The sequence below is a fragment of the Rhodococcus xishaensis genome (assembly GCF_004011825.1).
Taxonomy (GTDB): Bacteria; Actinomycetota; Actinomycetes; order Mycobacteriales; family Mycobacteriaceae; genus Prescottella; species Prescottella xishaensis.
The window spans coordinates 114727-132744 of record NZ_RKLO01000004.1 but is presented as its reverse complement, the minus strand read 5'-3'; the positions used below and the strand labels follow the sequence as shown (position 1 = coordinate 132744).

The following is an 18018-nucleotide window of genomic DNA, read 5'->3' as shown; positions in this document are numbered from 1 at the left end:
CGGTCGGCGCCGTCACCCGATCGTGGGGGCGGCGTCGGCCGACCCGGATCAGCCGCCCTTCGGGTTCGCGGCCTGCGGCGTGTTGGGGATCGAGATAGTCGTCCGATGGTTAGCCTCCGATGGGCTGCCGGTACTCGCATCCGACCGTCGGCCTCCCGCAGCATGGTTGATCCGTTTTGGTCCTCGTACGGCAGGAGAAAAATGTGAATCACCACAGTAGTTCTCACGCCCACACCACGGTCCAGGCGCGTGCTCCACGTTTGCTCGGAGTGTTGGCCACGTTCGCGATGGTGCTCGGCATCGCCGGAGTCGGGGCGACGACCGCGGCAGCGGACACCGTCATCGACACCATCCCGGTCGGGGGCGGCCCGTCCAGGGTGGCGATTACCCCGGACGGTTCTTCAGCCTATGTCGGCAACCAACTCGACGATTCGGTGTCTGTGATCGATATCGCCACCAACACCGAGATCACGACTGTCGCGGTCGGCGACGGCCCGGCCGGGGTCGCGGTCACCCCGGACGGAACTCGCGTCTACGTCACCAACGTTGGTGATGATTCGGTGTCGGTGATCGACACCGGCACCAACACAGTCGTGGGCCTGCCCATCCCGGTCGGCGACAACCCGCGCGAGGTGGCGATCACGCCCAACGGTAACTTCGCGTACGTCACGAACTTTGCGGACGATTCGGTGTCGGTGATCGACACCGGCACCAACATGGTGGTCAGTACCATCACAGTCGGCGCCTTCCCGCTCGGAGTAGCGATCACCCCCAACGGTAACTTCGCGTACGTCGCCAACTCTACGGACGCTTCGGTGTCGGTGATCGACACCGGCACCAACATGGTGGTCGATGAGGTCACGGTCGGCGCCGGCCCGCGCGTGGTGGCGATCGCCCCGAACGGGAAACGCGCCTACGTCACCAACCTCTTTGACGCTTCGGTGTCGGTGATCGACACCGGTACCAACACTCAGGTCGACACCATCCCGGTGGGGGGCGCCCCGACCGGGGTGGCGGTCACCCCGAACGGGAAGCGCGCCTACGTCACCAACAACGATGACAACACGGTGTCGGTCATCGACACCCTCCGCAGAACCGTCATAGAGACCATCCCCGTCGGGGGCGGCCCGGAGAGGGTAGCGATCACGCCGAACGGCACACGCGCCTACGTCACCAACAACTTCGACGACACCGTGTCGGTCATCGCGATCGACCAATGCCTCGGGTCCCTGTGCATCGGCTTCGGCTCGCTGGTGGGCGGCGGTTCGACGGGCAGCGGAGCGGGAACGGGCGCTGGGTCGGTAGCCGGCGGTGGATCGTTGGCCGGCGGTGGGTCGGCGGGCAGTGCTGCCAGCTGACACCAGCACCGTGTAGCGCCGACCGGCGCCGTCACCCGATCGGGGAGCGACGCCGGTCGATTCGCGCCGTGAGGATTTCAGAGGCATTCGAGAGCAGAGAGCAGGCTGTCGAACCTTCAGATGGGATCTGGCTCAGATCCAGTGGCTTTGTCGGTCTTCGGCGTGTTGGGGATCGGGATGGCTATCCGGCGGCTAGCCTCCGGTGGGCTGTCGGTGTCCGCGTTCTGGCCGCCGGTTCCGCTACGCACGGTTGATCCGTTTTGTTCCTCGTAGGGTAGGAGAAAATGTGAATCGCCACAGCAGCTTTGACACACCACCCACGGTTCCCGCGCGTGCGCGACGCCTTGGCTCGAGCCGCGTGGCGGCCACGTTCGCGATGGTGCTCGGCATTGCCGGGGTCGGGTTGCCGACCGCGGCCGCGGACACCGTCATCGACACCATCGGCGTCGGGGAATTCCCGTTGGGGGTGGCGATCACCCCGGACGGAGCCCGCACCTACGTCAGCAACTTTGGTGAAGACACGGTGTCGGTGATCGACAACGCTGCCAACGCCGCCATCGAAACCATCCCGGTCGGGGACGGTCCGTTCGGGGTGGCGATCACCCCGGACGGAACCCGTGGGTACGTCGCCAACTTCTTTGATGGTTCGGTGTCGGTGATCGACACCGGCACCAATATGGTGGTCACGACTATCACGGTCGGGGAAGACCCGCGGGGGGTGGCGATCACCCCGGATGGAACCCGCGCCTACGTCGCCAACGGTGTTGATGATTCGGTGTCGGTGATCGATACCGGCACCAACATGGTGACCACGACCGTGACGGTCGGGGACTTCCCGCGGGGGGTCGCGATCACCCCGGATGGAACCCGCGCCTACGTCACCAACTTCTTGGACGGGTCGGTGTCGGTGATCGATACCGGCACGAACATGGTGACCACAACCGTCACGGTTGGGGGCGGCCCGACCGAGGTGGCGATCACCCCCAACGGAACCCGCGCCTACGTCACCAACTTATTCGACAATACGGTGTCAGTGATCGACACCGGCACCAACACGGTGGCCACGACCGTCACGGTCGGCGAAAACCCGCGGGGGGTGGCGATCACCCCGGACGGAACCCGCGCATACGTTGCCCACGACATTGGTGATTTGGTGTCGGTGATCGACACCGGCACGAACATGGTGACCACGACCGTCACGGTTGGGGGCGGCCCGACCGGGGTGGCGATCACCCCCAACGGAACTCGCGCCTACGTCACCAACACAGTGGACGACACCGTGTCGGTGATCGCGATCGACCGATGCCTCGGGTCGCTGTGCATCGGCTTCGGCTCGCTGGTGGGCGGCGGTTCGACGGGCAGTGGAGGCACCGGTTCGTTGGCTGGCGGTGGTTCGTTGGTCGGCGGTGGTTCGTCGGGCAACGCTTCCAGTTGACACCCGCATGGCGCTGCCGGACATGCAGGGAATGCGGATCGGGTTCGATCCCGAGACTGCGTTCGACGTGGTCGAGCTCGCGGTGGCGGAAGTTACGCGGGGCATGAGGCGGCAGTCGTGCACGAAGAGACGTTTCCGTCGCGGTCCGGAGAGTACGGCCGGTGGATACGGGAGCTCCTTGCCGTCGGGCGTCAATTCGAACCTGGACCCTGACGTGCGACCCAAACTTCCGAATGGCCACGTTCCTTCCACGGCGCTCCACGCTCCGAGTCCGGGGCGGGACCCGCTGCGCACCCGGGAGCCGTTGCGTGGCTCCCGGGGAAGCGTTGTGCTGCCTCAATTGGTGTTGCGGCGGTCTGTTCGAAACGCGAGACCGCAGCTCATCGGCAGGGGAGCCCAAACATGCACTCCTCCAACACAACGCCTAGCACACGATGAAGAGGTATCACCGTCCACCTCCTTCCAATAGTCAAACTGAGGGGAGCGAGAGGCGGGGGCGCGCTTACGCGCGTCGCGTCACCGCCTGCCGCGTTGCCCTCGATCGCTGCGGTCCGCTTGAAACGCGAGACCGCAGCTCACCAACAGGAGAGCCCATTGTCATCGATAGCGCACGTGTGTGAGGCCCGACTGAACATCCACTCCTGCAACACATCACCTAGCACACGACCAACAAAGATCTCCACCTTCAACCTCCTCGAGTCAACCGGGTGGAGCGCGAGACGGGGACGGGCTTGCGCGCCGCTCCGCGGCCTGTCGCACTTGCCCTCAAGCACATGGGAGCCCGACATTGGGACAATGGGGTGCTTGTGCAAACGTCCACTCCTCCAACAGATCATCTAGCACACGATTGACGAATATGTAGTTCATAGTCCGCCTTCTTTTGCGAGGGGAGCGAGGGGCGGGGGGCGCGCCTGCGCGCGCCGCTCCGCGGCGTGTCACGCTACCCTCAATCGGTGTTGGTGCGCTCCGCTCGAAGCGCGGGACCGCAGCTCACTGACAGGGGAGACCGACATTGGGATTACAGTGTTGGTCCTGTCCAAAGATCCACTCCTCCAACAGAACACCCAGAACACGGTTGATATGTGTGGACTTCATAGTCCACTTCCGTGTCGAGTCAACGTTGGGGAACGATAACGCGGTCGCTGTAGGGGGAAAGGTAAGGTCCGGAGACCTGGATCCACTCCTCCACTCCAACGTCCAGCACACCATTGAGGAAAATAATGTGATTCACAGTCCACCTCCTTCTCGAGTCAACCGGGGGGAGCGTGAGGCGGGGGGCGCGCTTGCACGCGCCGTGCCACCGCCTGTCACGCTGCCCTCACATCGCGAACGTGGCCGCCGCGCCGCTCAACAGGCGTCGCGCACACACGGGAACCGTAGGTCGTGTGTCAAAGCTGCTGCGGCGATTCGCCCTTTCTCCTATCCGGAACAAAAAAACGGACCAACCGTGCATAGCAATGCAACGTCCAGCACACGATCAATGAATATGTGATTCACAGTCCACCTCCTTCTCGGATCAACTGGGGGAGCGCGAGGCCGGGGGCGCGCTTGCACGCGCCGTACCGCGGCCTGTCACGCCGCCCTCACTCGGTGTGGCTGCGCCCCGCTCGAAGCGTGAGACCGCAGCTCGCCAGCAACAGAACCGAAACCTGCACTCCTTCACAACACCGAGCACACGGTTGAAAGAGAGCAAGAGAACCGAAATATGGCATGGTATTCACCGCCAACTTCCTCGACGCCAACCGAGGGGAGTGAGAGGCGGGGGCGCGCTTGCGCGCGCGGCTCCGCGGCCTGTCACATTGGCCTCACTCGGTGTCGCTGCGCTCCACTCGAAATGCGAGACCGCAGCTCACCGGCAAGAGAGCCGAAACATACACTCCCCCAACACAACACTTAGCACACGACTAAGATTGGGGCACGGTATTCACCGCCAACTTCCTAGACGCCAACCGGGGCGAGAGGCGGGGGCGTGCTTACGCCCACGGCATCACGGCCTACCACTCTGTCTTGGACCGGTGACGTCGCTGCGCTCCGCTCGAAATAGGAGACCACAGCTCACCAGTTAGAGGGCCGAAAGGAGCACTCCTCCAACACAACACCTAGTACACGACTAAGATTGGGGCACGGTATTCACCGCCAGCTTCGTCGAAGCCAACCGAGGGGAGACAGAGGCGGGGGCGCGCTTGCATGCGCCGCACCACGGCCCGTCACACTGCCCTCAACCCGTCCCGAAAACATGCCGCCATGATACCTTCCAACGCTCACATGGTAAATACGTCCAAACATGAACCACAACAACAATACTCAACTATTGGACGCCCTCGGAAAGCGGCGGACGCGGGCCATTAGGCCAGCCCATGCGGCCTCAGCTGCTCCAGACTTGCGGTCAGCCTTCGCATCAAGCACGTCGACCACGTCCTGCTGGCGGGCGATCTTGTCGGCCTCTACTCGGCCGCCGACCGGTAGGTGTCGTCGATCTCGATTTCGAGGTGAACCCGGCGGCGCACAGCACAGCGGCGATCGAGATGATGGCGGCGTCATCGTGTAGCGCCGGCCGGCGTCGTCACCCGATCAGGGGCGGCGCCGGTCGGTTCGGTGCCTTGTGAGGACTTCAGATGTGTTCGAGAGCGGAGAGCAGACTTCGAGCTCGAGGCGGCGACCTCCGCGAGAACGAGTGCACCCCGCCTTGCGATGACCGCTCCAGCGGCGCTGTAGCGCGTTCTGCGCGCGCAGACCACTAGATCGGATTTGATCCAGATCTAGTGGCCTATTCGGTTTCGGCGTGTTAGGGATCAAGATCGCTATCCGGCGGTTAGCCTCCGGTGGGCTGCCGGTGTCCGCATTCGATAGCCGGTTCGTTACGCACGGTTGATCCGTTTTGTTCCTCGTAGGTAGGAGAAAAATGTGAATCACCACAGCAGTTTTAGCTCTCGTCGCACGGAGCGAGTTCGCACCCGACGCCTACTTGTCGGGATGATGGCCACGTTCGCGATGGTGCTCGGCAATTTCGGCGGGGGGGCGGCTACCGCGGCAGCGGACACCGTCATCGACACCATTCCGGTCGGGACCAGCCCTACGGGGGTGGCGATCACCCCGGACGGAACCCGCGCGTACGTCGCCAACACCTTCGGCAGCACGGTGTCGGTGATCGACACCGGCACCAACACCGAGATCATGACCGTCCCCGTCGGGCCCGGTCCGCTCGGGGTGGCGATCACCCCGAACGGAACCCGCGCCTACGTCGCCAACACCTTCGGTAGCACCGTGTCGGTGATCGACACCGGCACCAACACCGAGATCACGACCATCATGGTCGGAGCCAATCCGGTCGGGGTGGCGATCACCCCGGACGGAACCCGCGCCTACGTCACCAATTTCGGTGCCAATACGGTGTCGGTGATCGACACCGGCACCAACACCGAGATCACGACCGTCCCCGTCGGAATCCAACCGCAAGGGGTAGCGATCACCCCGGACGGAACCCGCGCCTACGTCGCCAACAATGTCGGCAGCACGATGTCGGTGATCGACACCGGCACCAACATGGTAGTCGCCACCGTTAATGTCGGAAACGGCCCGCAAGGGGTGGCGATCACCCCGGACGGAACCCGCTCCTACGTCACCAATTTCGGTGCCAATACGGTGTCGGTGATCGACACCGGCACCAACACGGTCGTGGGCGGGCCCATCATCGTCGGGACCGACCCGCGCCGGGTGGCGATCACCCCGGACGGAACCCGCGCCTACGTCACCAACGAGGGGAACAGTACGGTGTCGGTGATCGACACCGGCACCAATACGGTGGTCGAGACTGTCACGGTCGAAAACAGGCCGTTCGGGGTGGCGATCACCCCGAATGGAAGCCGTGCCTACGTCGCCAATTTTGGTGACGATTCCGTGTCGGTGATCGCGATCGACCGATGCCTCGGGTCGCTATGCTTCGGCTCATTGGCGGGCGCCGGGTCTCTGGTTGGCGGCGGTTCGACGGGCAGTGGAGGCACCGGTTCATTGGCCGGCACCGGGTCGTTGGTCGGCGCTGGTTCGGCGGGTAGTGCCGGCAGCTGACACCCGCGTCGCGTAGCGTCGGCCGGCGCCGCCAAACGAGCCGAGGATTCGGAACCTTCGTTCTGGCGGCGTCCGTCCACATCGACGAGGGTATTGCGTGCTGTCGTCGGCGGATCGGGCCAGACCTTCGCCGAATCACGCTCCCGAGGTGGTCGATCATTCCTCGAACAGCGTTGTTGCTGAGAGATTTCCACTCCTAGTAAGACGGGAGAAAGATGTGAATCACCGCAGCAGTCTTCGCAACTACTCCATGATCAAGCCCCGCGCTCGCCGCCTGTTCTTCGGGATGGCGACTACAGCCCTGATGGTGCTGGGCACGGCCGGGGGAGGGGCGGCGACCGCGGCCGCGGACACAGTGATCGATACCATCCCGGTCGGGGACGGCCCGGGAGGGTTGGCGATTACCGCGAAAGGAAACCGCGCATACGTCGCCAACAGCTTTGACGACACGGTGTCGGTGGTCGATACCGTCACCAACACAGAAATCACGACCGTCGCGGTTGGGGACTTTCCGTTCTGGGTTGCGATCACCCCGAGCGGCACCAGCGCCTACGTCACCAACCAGTTCGACGACACGGTGTCGGTGATCGACACCGGCACCAACATGGTGGTCGACACCGTCACGGTCGGGGACGCGCCCCGGGAGGTCGCGATCACCCCGGATGGGACCCGCGCCTACGTCCCGAATCTTGTGGAGGACACCGTGTCGGTGATAGACACCGCGACCAACATGGTGGTCGACACGATCACGGTCGGGGATGAGCCCTCCGGGATAGCGATCACCCCGTTCGGGACCCGCGCCTACGCCACCAACGCCGGGGACGATTCGGTGTCGGTGATCGACACCGCGACCAACATGGTGGTCGACACCATCCCAGTCGGGAACCGCCCGTTCGGGGTGGCGATCACCCCGTTCGGAACCCGTGCCTACGTCGCCAACGGCTTCGACGATTCGGTGTCGGTGATCGACACCCTCGCCAACACCGTCGTCGACACCGTCCCAGTCGGGAGCCTTCCGTTCGGGGTGGCGATCACCCCGAGTGGAACCCGTGCCTACGTCGCCAACCGGGACGGTGACTCGGTGTCGGTGATCGACACCCTCACCAACACCGTGTTCGACACCATCGCAGTCGGGGACGCCCCGCTGGGGGTGGCGATCACCCCGTTCGGAACCCGTGCCTACGTCACCAACCGGGACGACGACACGGTGTCGGTGATCGCGATCGACCAGTGTCTCGGGTCGCTGTGCATCGGCTTCGGCTCGTTTGCTGGTGGCGGTTCGACGGGCAGCGGAGCGGGGACGGGCGCCGGGTCGGTGGCCGGCGGTGGTTCGGCGGGTAGTGCTGGCAGCTGACACCCGCACCGCGTAACCCCGGCGAATATTCGTCCCGTACATCGAAGAGGAGGAGAATGTGAATTACCACAGCAGTTTTCGCTCTTATGGTGCGGGACGAGGTCGCGCCCGACGACTAATCGTCGGGACGGCGGCCACCGCGATGACGGTGCTCGGTATGGCGGGGGGTGGGGTGGCGACTGCGGCTGCAGACACCGTCATCGACACCATCCAGGTTGGGAACACCCCGCTGGGGGTGGCGATCACCCCGGACGGATCCAGCGCCTACGTCGTTGAGTTTTCCGACGAATCGGTGTCGGTGATCGACACCGGCACCAACACCGTGGTCGAAACCATCGCAGTCGGGCAGGGACCGAACGTGGTGGCGATCACCCCGAACGGAACCCGCGCCTACGTCACCAACTTTGGTGACAACACCGTGTCGGTTATCGCGATCGACCAATGCATCGGTTCGCTGTGCATCAACCTCGGCTCGCTGGTGGGCGGTGGTTCGCTGGTGGGCGGCGGTTCGACGGGCAGTGGAGGCACCGGTTCATTGGCCGGCGCTGGGTCGCTGGCCGGCGGTGGTTCGGCGGGCAGCGCTGGCAGCTGACGCCCGCACCCTGTAGTTCCGACCGGTGCCTCCGCCTCGTCCGCGAGGGTGGTGGCGCCGGTCGGTTGGGTAATGGTGAGGATCTCAGAAATCAATTGGTCAAGCGCCGCTGCCACATCCGGCGCACGCGAGCCAGAGTAGTGATGGTTCCGGACACGATTGGACGGGCCAGCTGCGAGCGCACGTCGGCGATGGAGGCGTTCCACGGTGCGTCGTTGTAGGTCGGGTAGGGGTGAGTGGTTCCGGCTAGATCGCGCGTGCGCAGACCCTGTTTGACTGCCAGCACCATTTCGCCGATCGTCTCCCCCGCGCGGGGGCCGACGACGGTCGCTCCCACTATCCGATGCTTGCCGTCGACGACGAGCCTGGTGAATCCTGTTGTCTCGCGCTCGGCGACAGCGCGGTCGACGTGCTCGTGGCCGAGGGTGTGCACGCGCAGACCGGGAATGCGTCGCGCGGCCTCGGTATCGATTCCGGCGACCGCGATCTCGGGGTCGGTGAAGGTCACGCGCGGGGTTCCGGTCCGGTCGACGGTACGACGAAGCCCCAGGATTGCGTTGGTGGCGGCGATGCTGCCGTGCATTCCTGCCGTATGGGTGAACTGGGGGTGACCGGTGAGATCGCCTGCGGCCCAGATCCTCGGGTTGGTGGTGCGAAGGTGGTCATCGACGGTAACGAAGCCGCGCGGATCGACAGTAACGCCGGCGACCTCCAGCCCGATCGACGTCGTCCGCGGCTTGCGCCCGACAGCGATGAGCAGACTGTCGAATTCGAGGCGGCGACCGTCCGCGAGAACCAGTGCCTGACCAGTGACGGACTCTGCCGTCGTTCGCGTCAGAACGTCGACTCCATCGTCGATCAGGCTCTGGGTGACTAGTGCGGCGGCATCGCGGTCTTCCGACGGAAGGAGCGATTCCGCGGCTTCGACGATCGTGACAGCCGATCCGAGTCTGGCAAAGGCTTGGGCGAGTTCGCACCCGACGCTTCCACCGCCGAGCACCGTCAACCGTGGCGGAAGTTCGGTGAGCCCCCAAACCGTCTCGCTGGTGAGGTAGTCGACCTGGTCGAGTCCGGGCAGCTTCGGCACCGCCGGGGCGGCCCCCGTGGCGATCACTGCCTGGCCGAAGGTGATGGTGTGTGTCCCGAGAGCCAGGGATCGGGGACCAGTGAAGCGGGCTGTGCCGCTGACGACGTCCACGTTCGCGGTACGGAGTGTGTCCGGCGAATCGACGGGTGCGATGGTCTCGATCGCGCCTTGGACATGACTCATCACCCGGGAGAAGTCGACGGTGACGTTCGAGGCGTCGATTCCGAATGCCTGTCCACGCCGCATCGCCGCGGCCACGGATGCCGCCGCGAGCAATGCTTTCGACGGGACGCATCCGGTCCAGAGGCAGTCACCTCCGGTGCGATCACGTTCGACCAAAACAACTTTCGTGCCGAATCCCGCCGCTGTCTTGGCAGCGACGATCCCCGCGGATCCTCCTCCGATCACGACGAGATCGACAGATCGGGGAACGGACGGTCCTCTCTGCGGTGCCGCGGTGGCGGTCTCCACCTCGGTCACTGGATGTCACCGCGAACGAGGCGGTCGACAACTTGACGCATGTGAGCGACGCTGTCTTTCTGAGGCATCCGCCGAGCTGCCCACCGCGAGAGGGCCGTGTTGATCTGGCGGTACTCGGCCGCCGCGGCGCTGCACTTCTCGCATTCGGCCAGATGTGCCTCCAAACGGTGGATCTCGTTCTGATCGAGCAACGCTGCCGGGTCCGAATCCAGGTAGCGCTGGATTCGTCGCGCCGCCCAATGGCACGTCAGCATGGTGCGCACGGATTGGATCACCGTTCCTCCTTCACGCTGGTGGCGAAGCCTGGTCGCAGGTGTTTACGCACACGGTCACGTGCGCGACTGAGTCTCGACATCACCGTCCCCACCGGAATGCCGAGGGCGTCGCCGGCCTCGCTGTAGGTCAATTGATCGACATCGATCAGGAGCAGTACCGTCCGGAACTTCGAGGGCAACGCGTTTACTGCCCGTTCCAGGTCGTCGGGCAGGATCGATGCCATCACCTGGTCCTCGGTACCCGGTGGGTCGACCCCGAAGGCAGGTCTGGCGTCGGGGTGGACAGCGAAGTCCTCGACCGTGTCGGGCCGCCGGCGCCGGTGCATGTTCATGTTCGTGTTCCTCAGGATGGTCAATAACCACGCCCGCGGGTGACGCCCGTCGAAACGATCGACACTGCGCCACGCCCGTACCAGGGTTTCCTGGACGAGATCCTCCGTGTCAGCTGGACCGGTCAGCGTCCTCGCGACCCGCAACAGGACCTCGACCTCGGGTTCGACATACTGGCGGAACGCATGGGCCCGCTCGTCGTCGCTTCGCTGGGGTGGGTGCACACTGGGGTAACCCGGCGAGGATGTTCGGGTGTTCCCGTCTCGAACAAGTTGTCAGACCGCCGACGAAATGGACCGCCCGTGAAACGAACTGCAAGTTACCGCACCTCGGCTCGTTTCTATGACCTCATCTCGGCGGAATGGCCGGTGTACCGCTCTGGCCGTGTTGCGGCGATCGATCTGCTGGCGCTCCAACCGGGCGAACATGTCCTCGACGTCGGCTGCGGCACCGGCCTGAACTTCTCCCACCTACAGCGTCAGATCGGTCCGTCCGGGTCGATCACGGGGATCGACACCAGCGCGCAGATGCTCGAACAGGCACGCAGACGTACCCGTTCGGCGGGATGGGACAACGTGAGACTCATCGAAGCCGACGGCACCGACCTCGACCCGGCAAACCTCCGGACGGGCAGACGTTTCGACGCTGTCATCAGCACCTACGTGTTGTCGCTCATGCCGAATTGGCCGCGAGCGCTCGCGACGATGATCGAGTTGACACGTCCTGGTGGTCGAGTGGCGGTCGTGGACATGCAGAGGCCGATCGGGCGCGCCGCCGCATGGACTCCGCTCGCCCGGTTGGCATGCCTGCTGGGGGGGTCGGACATCGAGGCGCACCCCTGGAAGATGCTCGACTCCGTGCTGACCGACGTTCACGCTGCCTCCGTCCGCGGCGGGCACATCCAGATTCGAGTCGGCTCCGTCGGCGGGACGTCCCGGCGCAGTGGTGACCCGGCGATCGGGGTTGGTCATCCGGACGGCTGACCACTACGAACACGTTCGATCGCGACCATCCACCGTCCTGCCGATCGAGCAACGACCAACGCTGAACCCAGCAGAGCGAGGACGGCTATGAGGAGCTGGAGCAGCCATTGGGGCAGCCGGAACAGCCGTGATGAGCCGTCGAAGGTCAGGGTGGCCACCGGGAACACACTGGCGTGGACCCGACGTGGGTACTCGCTTCGATGTCAATTCGCACGGGCGGCGCGTTTAGGGTGGCCAGGATGCACCGCGATCAACGAGGCGCCACTGCTGCGGTGGCAACACTGCTGGAGTCCTTGTGGGCCAAGCGATCTCACTGACGACGGACGGCGCCGGAATCGCCGACGGGCGTTCCTGGAGTTCGGATCGTGAAGAACAGGGCATCGATCGCGTCCGTAACCGCTGAGTCCACGGAATCGTCTTTCAGTGACGTGTGTAGTCGTGACCAGTGTTACGAAAACGACTGTGACGTGCGAGTTTTACCCAGAGTCCGTGGTCTTGTCGGTTCTCGATATTGGGCATACTCGGGGTCCAGATCGGGTATCCGGTCGGTAGCCTCCCTTGGGTTGTCGATGTTCGTACCCGACCGTCGACTCGCCCGCGGCACGGTTGATCCGCTTTGTTCCTCGCACGGCAGGAGAAGGATGTGAATCACCACTGCAGTTCTCCTCACTCCGCCCGGATGCGTACGCATCGTCTGCTACTCCGAGCGTTTGCCACGTTCGCAATGGTGCTCGGCATGGCCGCAGCGGGCTCTGCGACCGTGGCTGCGGACGTCGTCATGGACACGGTTCCGGTCGGGAACGGCCCGATCGGGATCGCCGTCGCCCCGGACGGGAAACGTGCCTACGTCGCCAACAACGAAGACGATTCGGTGTCGGTGATCGACACCGGCACCAACGTGGTGGTCGACACCGTCACGGTGCGGGACGCCCCCGAGGGGGTGGCGATCAGCCCGGACGGGTCCTTCGTCTACGTCGCCAACGCCTTGGATGAGACGGTGTCGGTGATCGACACCGGCACCAACGTGGTGGTCGACACCGTCACGGTCGGGGACACCCCGCAGGCGGTGGCGATCAGCCCGGACGGGTCCTTCATCTACGTCGCCAACGCCTTGGATGATTCGGTGTCGGTGGTCGACACGGGCACCAACATGGTGGTTGACACCGTCACAGTCGGGGACACTCCGGAGGGGGTGGCGATCAGCCCGGGCGGATCCTTCGCATACGTGACCAACAACTTCGATGATTCGGTGTCGGTGATCGACACGGGCACCAACATGGTGGTCGACACCGTCATGGTCGGGAACGGCCCGCAGGCCGTGGCGATCACCCCGACCGGAACCCGCGCCTACATCACGAATACCGTGGACAATTCGGTGTCGGTGATCGACACCGGCACCAATATGGTGGTCGGCACTGTCACGGTCGGCGACGATCCGCGGGGGGTGGCGATCACCCCGAACGGCAAACGCACCTACGCAACCAACTTTGGTGACGGCACGGTGTCGGTGGTCGACACTGGCCCCAACGTGGTGGTGGACACCGTCCCGGTAGGGAATGACCCGCTAGGGGTGGCGATCACCCCGACCGGAAACCGCGCCTATGTCGCCAACTTGGGTGACGGCACGGCGTCGGTGATCGCGATCGACCAGTGAATGGATCGCTGTGCACCGATTTCGGCTAGCTGGTGGGCGGCGGTTCGACGGGCAGTGGGGGACCGGGTCGTTGGCTGGAACCGGGCCGTTCGCTGGCGCTGGTTCGGCGGGCAGCGCTGGCAGCTGAGATCCACACGTGTAGCGCCCGACCGGGAAGCACCGACTCGTCGAAGGACTGACCACCGGAGATCACGGCACCCCGAGGTGGTCTTCGGGCGATGACCGGCGCGACTCCTGAGCGCTATCGTTGTCACCGTGACCAGTGCTTTCCCCGGTCAGGATCTCGACGCCTCGGCTGCCGCGTCGCGCTGGTCGGATGTACGGGCCGCCGCCCGTGACACCGTCTCGGTTGGGTTCGGATTGTTCCCGCTCGGTATGGCCTTCGGCCTGCTGCTGGTCACGTCGGGCTTCGACTGGTGGTGGGCCCCGATCTTCTCGATGATGATCTACGCGGGCTCGCTCGAGTTCCTCGCGATCGGGCTCGTCCTGGCGGTGACTCCGCTTGCGTCGGTTGCGATGACAACGCTGCTCGTCAACTTCCGGCACGTCTTCTACGCGTTGTCGTTCCCGCTGCACCGGGTGCGGGGGAAGGTTGGCCGGATCTACAGCATGTATGCGCTCATCGACGAGGCGTACGCGGTCGCAGCGAGCAGGCCTCCCGAATCGCTCAGCGGTCGTCGCGTCCTGCTCATCCAGGTGCTGTGTCAGCTGTACTGGGTGCTCGGCGGCGTGACCGGCGCGCTCGTCGGCCGCTTTTTCCCCATGCAGCTGACCGGGCTGGACTTCGCGCTCACCGCACTGTTCGCGGTGTTGGCGGTTGACGCGTTCCGCGCCCGGCGGGACGTCCCGGGCCCGGTCCTGGCGCTGCTGAGTGCACTCGTCGCCCTCGTGGTCGCACGCGATCAGATGCTCGCAGTAGCGATGAGCCTGTTCGTCGTCGCGCTCCTCGTTCGCTATCTGTGGCGGCGCCGCAGGAGGCCGGCGGATGCCTGACGTCTCCTATGTTCTCGCTGCTCTGGGCGTGATCCTGGTAGTAACGTTCGCGCTGCGTGCGGTGCCCTTTGCCGTGATCGCACCGCTGCGTGCGTCCGCTTTCGTCCACTACATCGGCGCCCACATGCCGGTGGGCATCATGCTCATCCTCGTCGTCTACACCCTGCGTGACGTGCCGATCGAGCCCGCGGCGATGGTGGCGGCGGGCGTTGCGCTTGCCGTGACGATCGGTCTGCACCTCTGGCGATCGCACGCCTTACTCAGCATCGTCGGTGGCACCGCGGTGTACATGGTGCTCCAGAGCTGGGTGTCGGGCTGAACTCCGGCGGTGACCGGGGCCGTCAGTCGGCACCGGAATCGCCGACCGGCGTGCGCGGAATACGACCGGCGAAGAACAGGGCTCCGACGGCCAGAAGCGCCGCCACCGAGAACGCGCCCTGCAGGGCTGTCAGGCGGGCGCTGGAATTCGCCTCGACTACCGCGTCCGTGACCGCCGGGTCCACAGAAGCGTCTTCCAGTGCCGTGCGTAGTTGGGTGTCGCTGAGGAACGGGACTCCGCTGGCAAGGTCGACGGTGGCCTGTTCCTGGACGGACGGAGGGACGCGGGGGTCGTCCTGGATGCCGGCGACGATGGATGCGCTCAGCGTCGCGATCAGCACCGAACCGATCAGTGCGGTGCCGAGGGAGGCGCCGAGATTGGTCGCGGTGTTCTGCAACCCGCCCACCTCGGCGCTGCGCGAATCGGGGACCGCGGACACGGTGACCGCGCCGAGCTGCGACGCGAGGGCGCCGAGCCCGAGTCCCATCAGCAGCATCGGGAGCGCGACGATGCCGGCGTTGGCGCCGGGTTCCATTCCGGCTGCCAGGATGAAGATGCCGACCGTCATCGACGCCAGACCCAGCCGGACGACGCGCTGGGGGTTCGCTCGGGGCCACACCTTCGGGATGCCGACTGCGGCGATCAACAACGCGACCGACAGCGGCAGCAGCCGTGCGCCTGTCTGGAGTGCGCTGAGCTCGAGCACGACCGACAGGAAAAGCGGCACCGTGAAGAAGACCCCGGCCTGGATCATGAACTGCGCGAAGAACATCGAGAGTCCGCCGGATAGCTGCCGGTTGCTGAGCAGGCTCGTGTCGAGCAGCGGTTCTCGTCCTCGGCTCGAGAGGTAACTTTCCCACCTCGTGAAGCCGTAGACGACCACGAGTCCGCCCAGGATCAGCCAGGGCACCGGCGAGAGTCCCAGTAGTTCGGGTGCGCCGGGCCGGCTGCGCAGCCACCCCCATTCCCCGGACCGGAGCACGCCGAAGACCACCAGCCCGAGCCCGATCACCGACAGCACCGATCCGACGATGTCGAGTTGCACCCGCGACGGTGGTGCATCCTCGATCCGCCGGAGTACCAGCAGGATCAGCAGGACCAGGACGACCTCCCCGGCGAAGACGTACCTCCAGGATGCGAACGTCGTGACGGCCCCGCCGACCAGCGGCCCCGCGGCCACCGCGACAGCGCCCGACGCTGCGATCAACCCGTACGCGCCCGGACGTTGTTCGGGAGCGAAGTTGGATGCGACCAGCGCGACGATGGCCGGCATGATCAGCGCGGCCCCCACCCCCTCGAGCAGGGACCAGCCGACGAGCAGGACGGTGAGGTTCGGCGCCAGCGCGGTAGTGAGCGACCCCGAACCATAGATGACGAGCCCGATGGCAAATGCCCGCCGCCGTCCGACGATGCTGCCGATCTTGCCGCCGGTGATCATGAGCGTCGCCATGACGAGGGTGTACAGCGTGATGGCGGTCTGGATCCCGGTGATCGTAGTGCCCAGATCGGAGGCGACCATCGCCATCGACACGTTCATCACGGAGCTGTCGAGGGTCATCAGGAACTGTCCCGCCGACAGCGTCACCAGGACGAGCGCTCCGCCCGTCCCAGCCCGCGACCCGGTGCTTGCCGGCATACCTGATTCAAGCAGGGGCGAGACGCGGGCCGCGACCGATCGATCCAGAAGGCCGCTCTTGTGTCCCAGGGGCGACTGCCTTTACCGTTCCTTGATATTTATGATCCGTCGGAAGGAATCGCGGATGGCCATGGAGATACGACGCCGGCGCGGGATCGGCGGCCCGGTCGCGCGTGTGTTGGCAGCGTCGCCGATCGTCGTCGCTGGACTGGTGGCGCTCGCCGTTCCGGTAGCGGCGGCACCCAACGAGGTGGACGAGCCGACGTCCACCGCGGTCTCCAACGTTGAGCCCTCTGACGTCGAGCAGGGTGCGCCGGTAGTCGACACGACCGAAGAGGAATCCACCGAAGACGAATCCGGGGACGACTGCAGCGCGGCGGGCTTCGGATCGTCCGGGTCTGTCGGGTCGGGGCCGGGTTCGGCGGTGTCCTCCCCGGTGTCGTCCGCGACCTTCGGGTCTGCGTGCGCCGGTTCGGTGGTCGGGCTGGACCTGGGTTCGCTGGGCTCTTGGTTCGTCGGTAGCTGACCGAGACGGGTGTCGCGGGCGGGGCCCGCTCAGCGTCCGACGACGGCACCGAAGCCCTTCTCGGTCAACCACTCGAGCACTGTGTCGGCGACCTCCGGCCATCCGTGGTCCACGGTCAGCGAGTGCCCCCGATCGTCGAACACGACGTAGTCGTTGTCGGTGCGCGCCTTGCGGTACCGGTGATGCGTGGAGCGGCTCACCGATTCGGGCACAGTGTGGTCCCTGCCGCCACCGAGGATCAGCAGGGGACCGCGTTCGACATCCGTGTCGACGTGTGCCGGTGAGTCGGGCTGCAAGTTCGCAAAGGCCGCCTGGAACAGCGGCCGACCCGGCGACGGAATCGACCAGTGCTCGTACAGCTCGTCGGACTCGGTGCGTTCGAGCGTGTTGCCGAGCCGGTACGCGAACGCGTCCGGGGTCAAGGTGACGCACCTCTTGGCGTTCGCGGGGTTGCCGAGGACGGGGAACGAGGACCTCAGTTGGGCGAACGGCAGCGCCTTGACACCCTGGATCTGTGGGGAGTCGATGGCCACGGCGGCGGCGACGACGTCCGCGGCCAGGAGTTTCTGCGCGATCAGTCCGCCGAACGAGTGCCCGATGACGATCGGTTTTTGCGCGAGCGGCGCGATGGCCGCCGCGAAGTGTGCGGTGATTTCGTCGATGCCGTTGCCTGCCTGGTCCTCGGCGTGCCCGCGGGTGTCGGCGACGTTCACCGACTCGCCGGGCCAGGTGGGAGCAAGCGTTCGATACCCGGCCTCGCCGAACTTTGCTCGCCATGCGTCCCACGAGGAAGCGGCCAGCCACAGTCCGTGGATGAACATGACCGGCGGCACGTTCGATGTCGAGGGAGTCGGAGGCTCAGCAGCGGGGAAATCTGGCATCGTCGGGTCCTTCCGGGCGCAGTTCGTACCCAGTGCTGTTCTCCACCATG

The 18018-nt window shown here is 65.4% G+C and carries 16 protein-coding genes; 10 read left to right on the top strand and 6 right to left on the bottom strand.

Annotated features, from left to right (window positions below):
* Nucleotides 1–203: 203 nt before the first annotated feature.
* The 5 genes from EGT50_RS10715 to EGT50_RS17245 all read left to right on the top strand — a co-directional run bounded on the left by EGT50_RS10715 (nucleotide 204) and on the right by EGT50_RS17245 (nucleotide 8804).
* A complete protein-coding gene (locus EGT50_RS10715; RefSeq protein WP_235870697.1) occupies nucleotides 204–1358 on the top strand; it encodes a beta-propeller fold lactonase family protein in 1155 nt (384 codons plus the stop codon).
* Between the two features lie 286 nt (nucleotides 1359–1644).
* Complete coding sequence (locus EGT50_RS10710; protein WP_235870696.1) at nucleotides 1645–2793, top strand: YncE family protein; 1149 nt, start codon at nucleotides 1645–1647, stop codon at nucleotides 2791–2793.
* 2973 nt (nucleotides 2794–5766) lie between these two features.
* Nucleotides 5767–6858, top strand: coding sequence for a beta-propeller fold lactonase family protein (locus tag EGT50_RS10705; RefSeq protein ID WP_127954233.1), 1092 nt, complete (start codon nucleotides 5767–5769; stop codon nucleotides 6856–6858).
* 217 nt (nucleotides 6859–7075) lie between these two features.
* Nucleotides 7076–8212, top strand: a complete 1137-nt coding sequence (locus EGT50_RS10700) for a YVTN family beta-propeller repeat protein (protein ID WP_235870695.1) — start codon at nucleotides 7076–7078, stop codon at nucleotides 8210–8212.
* A gap of 58 nt (nucleotides 8213–8270) precedes the next feature.
* Nucleotides 8271–8804, top strand: a complete 534-nt coding sequence (locus tag EGT50_RS17245) for a YncE family protein (protein ID WP_235870694.1) — start codon at nucleotides 8271–8273, stop codon at nucleotides 8802–8804.
* 91 nt (nucleotides 8805–8895) lie between these two features.
* On the opposite strand, the gene EGT50_RS10690 is transcribed toward EGT50_RS17245, so the two are convergent.
* The 3 genes from EGT50_RS10690 to EGT50_RS10680 are packed head-to-tail and all read right to left on the bottom strand — an operon-like array spanning nucleotide 8896 to nucleotide 11200.
* On the bottom strand, nucleotides 8896–10371 hold the full coding sequence (locus tag EGT50_RS10690; RefSeq protein ID WP_235870693.1) for a dihydrolipoyl dehydrogenase family protein: 1476 nt from the start codon (nucleotides 10369–10371) through the stop codon (nucleotides 8896–8898).
* On the bottom strand, nucleotides 10368–10646 hold the full coding sequence (locus EGT50_RS10685; protein ID WP_127954230.1) for an anti-sigma factor family protein: 279 nt from the start codon (nucleotides 10644–10646) through the stop codon (nucleotides 10368–10370). Before EGT50_RS10685 ends, EGT50_RS10690 begins: the two co-directional genes overlap by 4 nt.
* Nucleotides 10643–11200 carry an RNA polymerase sigma factor gene (locus EGT50_RS10680; RefSeq protein ID WP_127954226.1) on the bottom strand — a complete coding sequence of 186 codons (558 nt, stop codon included), beginning with the start codon at nucleotides 11198–11200 and terminating at the stop codon, nucleotides 10643–10645. Before EGT50_RS10680 ends, EGT50_RS10685 begins: the two co-directional genes overlap by 4 nt.
* 78 nt (nucleotides 11201–11278) lie before the next feature.
* On the opposite strand from EGT50_RS10680, the gene EGT50_RS10675 reads away from it, so the two are divergent.
* Entirely contained in the window at nucleotides 11279–11959 is a 681-nt protein-coding gene (locus tag EGT50_RS10675) for a class I SAM-dependent methyltransferase (protein ID WP_235870692.1), read from the top strand.
* On the opposite strand, the gene EGT50_RS17045 is transcribed toward EGT50_RS10675, so the two are convergent.
* Nucleotides 11944–12117, bottom strand: a complete 174-nt coding sequence (locus tag EGT50_RS17045; protein ID WP_164873389.1) for a hypothetical protein — start codon at nucleotides 12115–12117, stop codon at nucleotides 11944–11946. The two genes, EGT50_RS10675 and EGT50_RS17045, sit on opposite strands and share 16 nt — an antisense overlap.
* A 521-nt stretch (nucleotides 12118–12638) precedes the next feature.
* Here EGT50_RS17045 and EGT50_RS10670 point away from each other — a divergent pair.
* The 3 genes from EGT50_RS10670 (at nucleotide 12639) to EGT50_RS10660 (ending at nucleotide 14925) form a co-directional block, all read left to right on the top strand.
* Nucleotides 12639–13613 carry a beta-propeller fold lactonase family protein gene (locus EGT50_RS10670; protein ID WP_127954219.1) on the top strand — a complete coding sequence of 325 codons (975 nt, stop codon included), beginning with the start codon at nucleotides 12639–12641 and terminating at the stop codon, nucleotides 13611–13613.
* Between the two features lie 255 nt (nucleotides 13614–13868).
* The gene (locus EGT50_RS10665; protein WP_127954216.1) at nucleotides 13869–14606 is read left to right on the top strand and encodes an AzlC family ABC transporter permease; all 738 of its coding nucleotides are present in this window, start codon (nucleotides 13869–13871) and stop codon (nucleotides 14604–14606) included.
* The gene (locus EGT50_RS10660; RefSeq protein ID WP_127947620.1) at nucleotides 14599–14925 is read left to right on the top strand and encodes a branched-chain amino acid transporter permease; all 327 of its coding nucleotides are present in this window, start codon (nucleotides 14599–14601) and stop codon (nucleotides 14923–14925) included. The genes EGT50_RS10665 and EGT50_RS10660 overlap by 8 nt, the downstream gene beginning before the upstream one ends.
* Nucleotides 14926–14947: 22 nt before the next feature.
* Here the strand turns inward: EGT50_RS10660 and EGT50_RS10655 are convergent, their stop codons facing one another.
* Nucleotides 14948–16561 carry an MFS transporter gene (locus tag EGT50_RS10655; protein WP_127954212.1) on the bottom strand — a complete coding sequence of 538 codons (1614 nt, stop codon included), beginning with the start codon at nucleotides 16559–16561 and terminating at the stop codon, nucleotides 14948–14950.
* Nucleotides 16562–16685: 124 nt separating this feature from the next.
* Here EGT50_RS10655 and EGT50_RS10650 point away from each other — a divergent pair, with 124 nt between their 5' ends.
* Nucleotides 16686–17087: a hypothetical protein gene (locus EGT50_RS10650; RefSeq protein WP_127954209.1), complete on the top strand. Its 402-nt coding sequence runs from the start codon at nucleotides 16686–16688 to the stop codon at nucleotides 17085–17087.
* A gap of 29 nt (nucleotides 17088–17116) precedes the next feature.
* Here the strand turns inward: EGT50_RS10650 and EGT50_RS10645 are convergent, their stop codons facing one another.
* On the bottom strand, nucleotides 17117–17968 hold the full coding sequence (locus tag EGT50_RS10645) for an alpha/beta hydrolase (RefSeq protein ID WP_127954206.1): 852 nt from the start codon (nucleotides 17966–17968) through the stop codon (nucleotides 17117–17119).
* Nucleotides 17969–18018 lie beyond the last annotated feature (50 nt).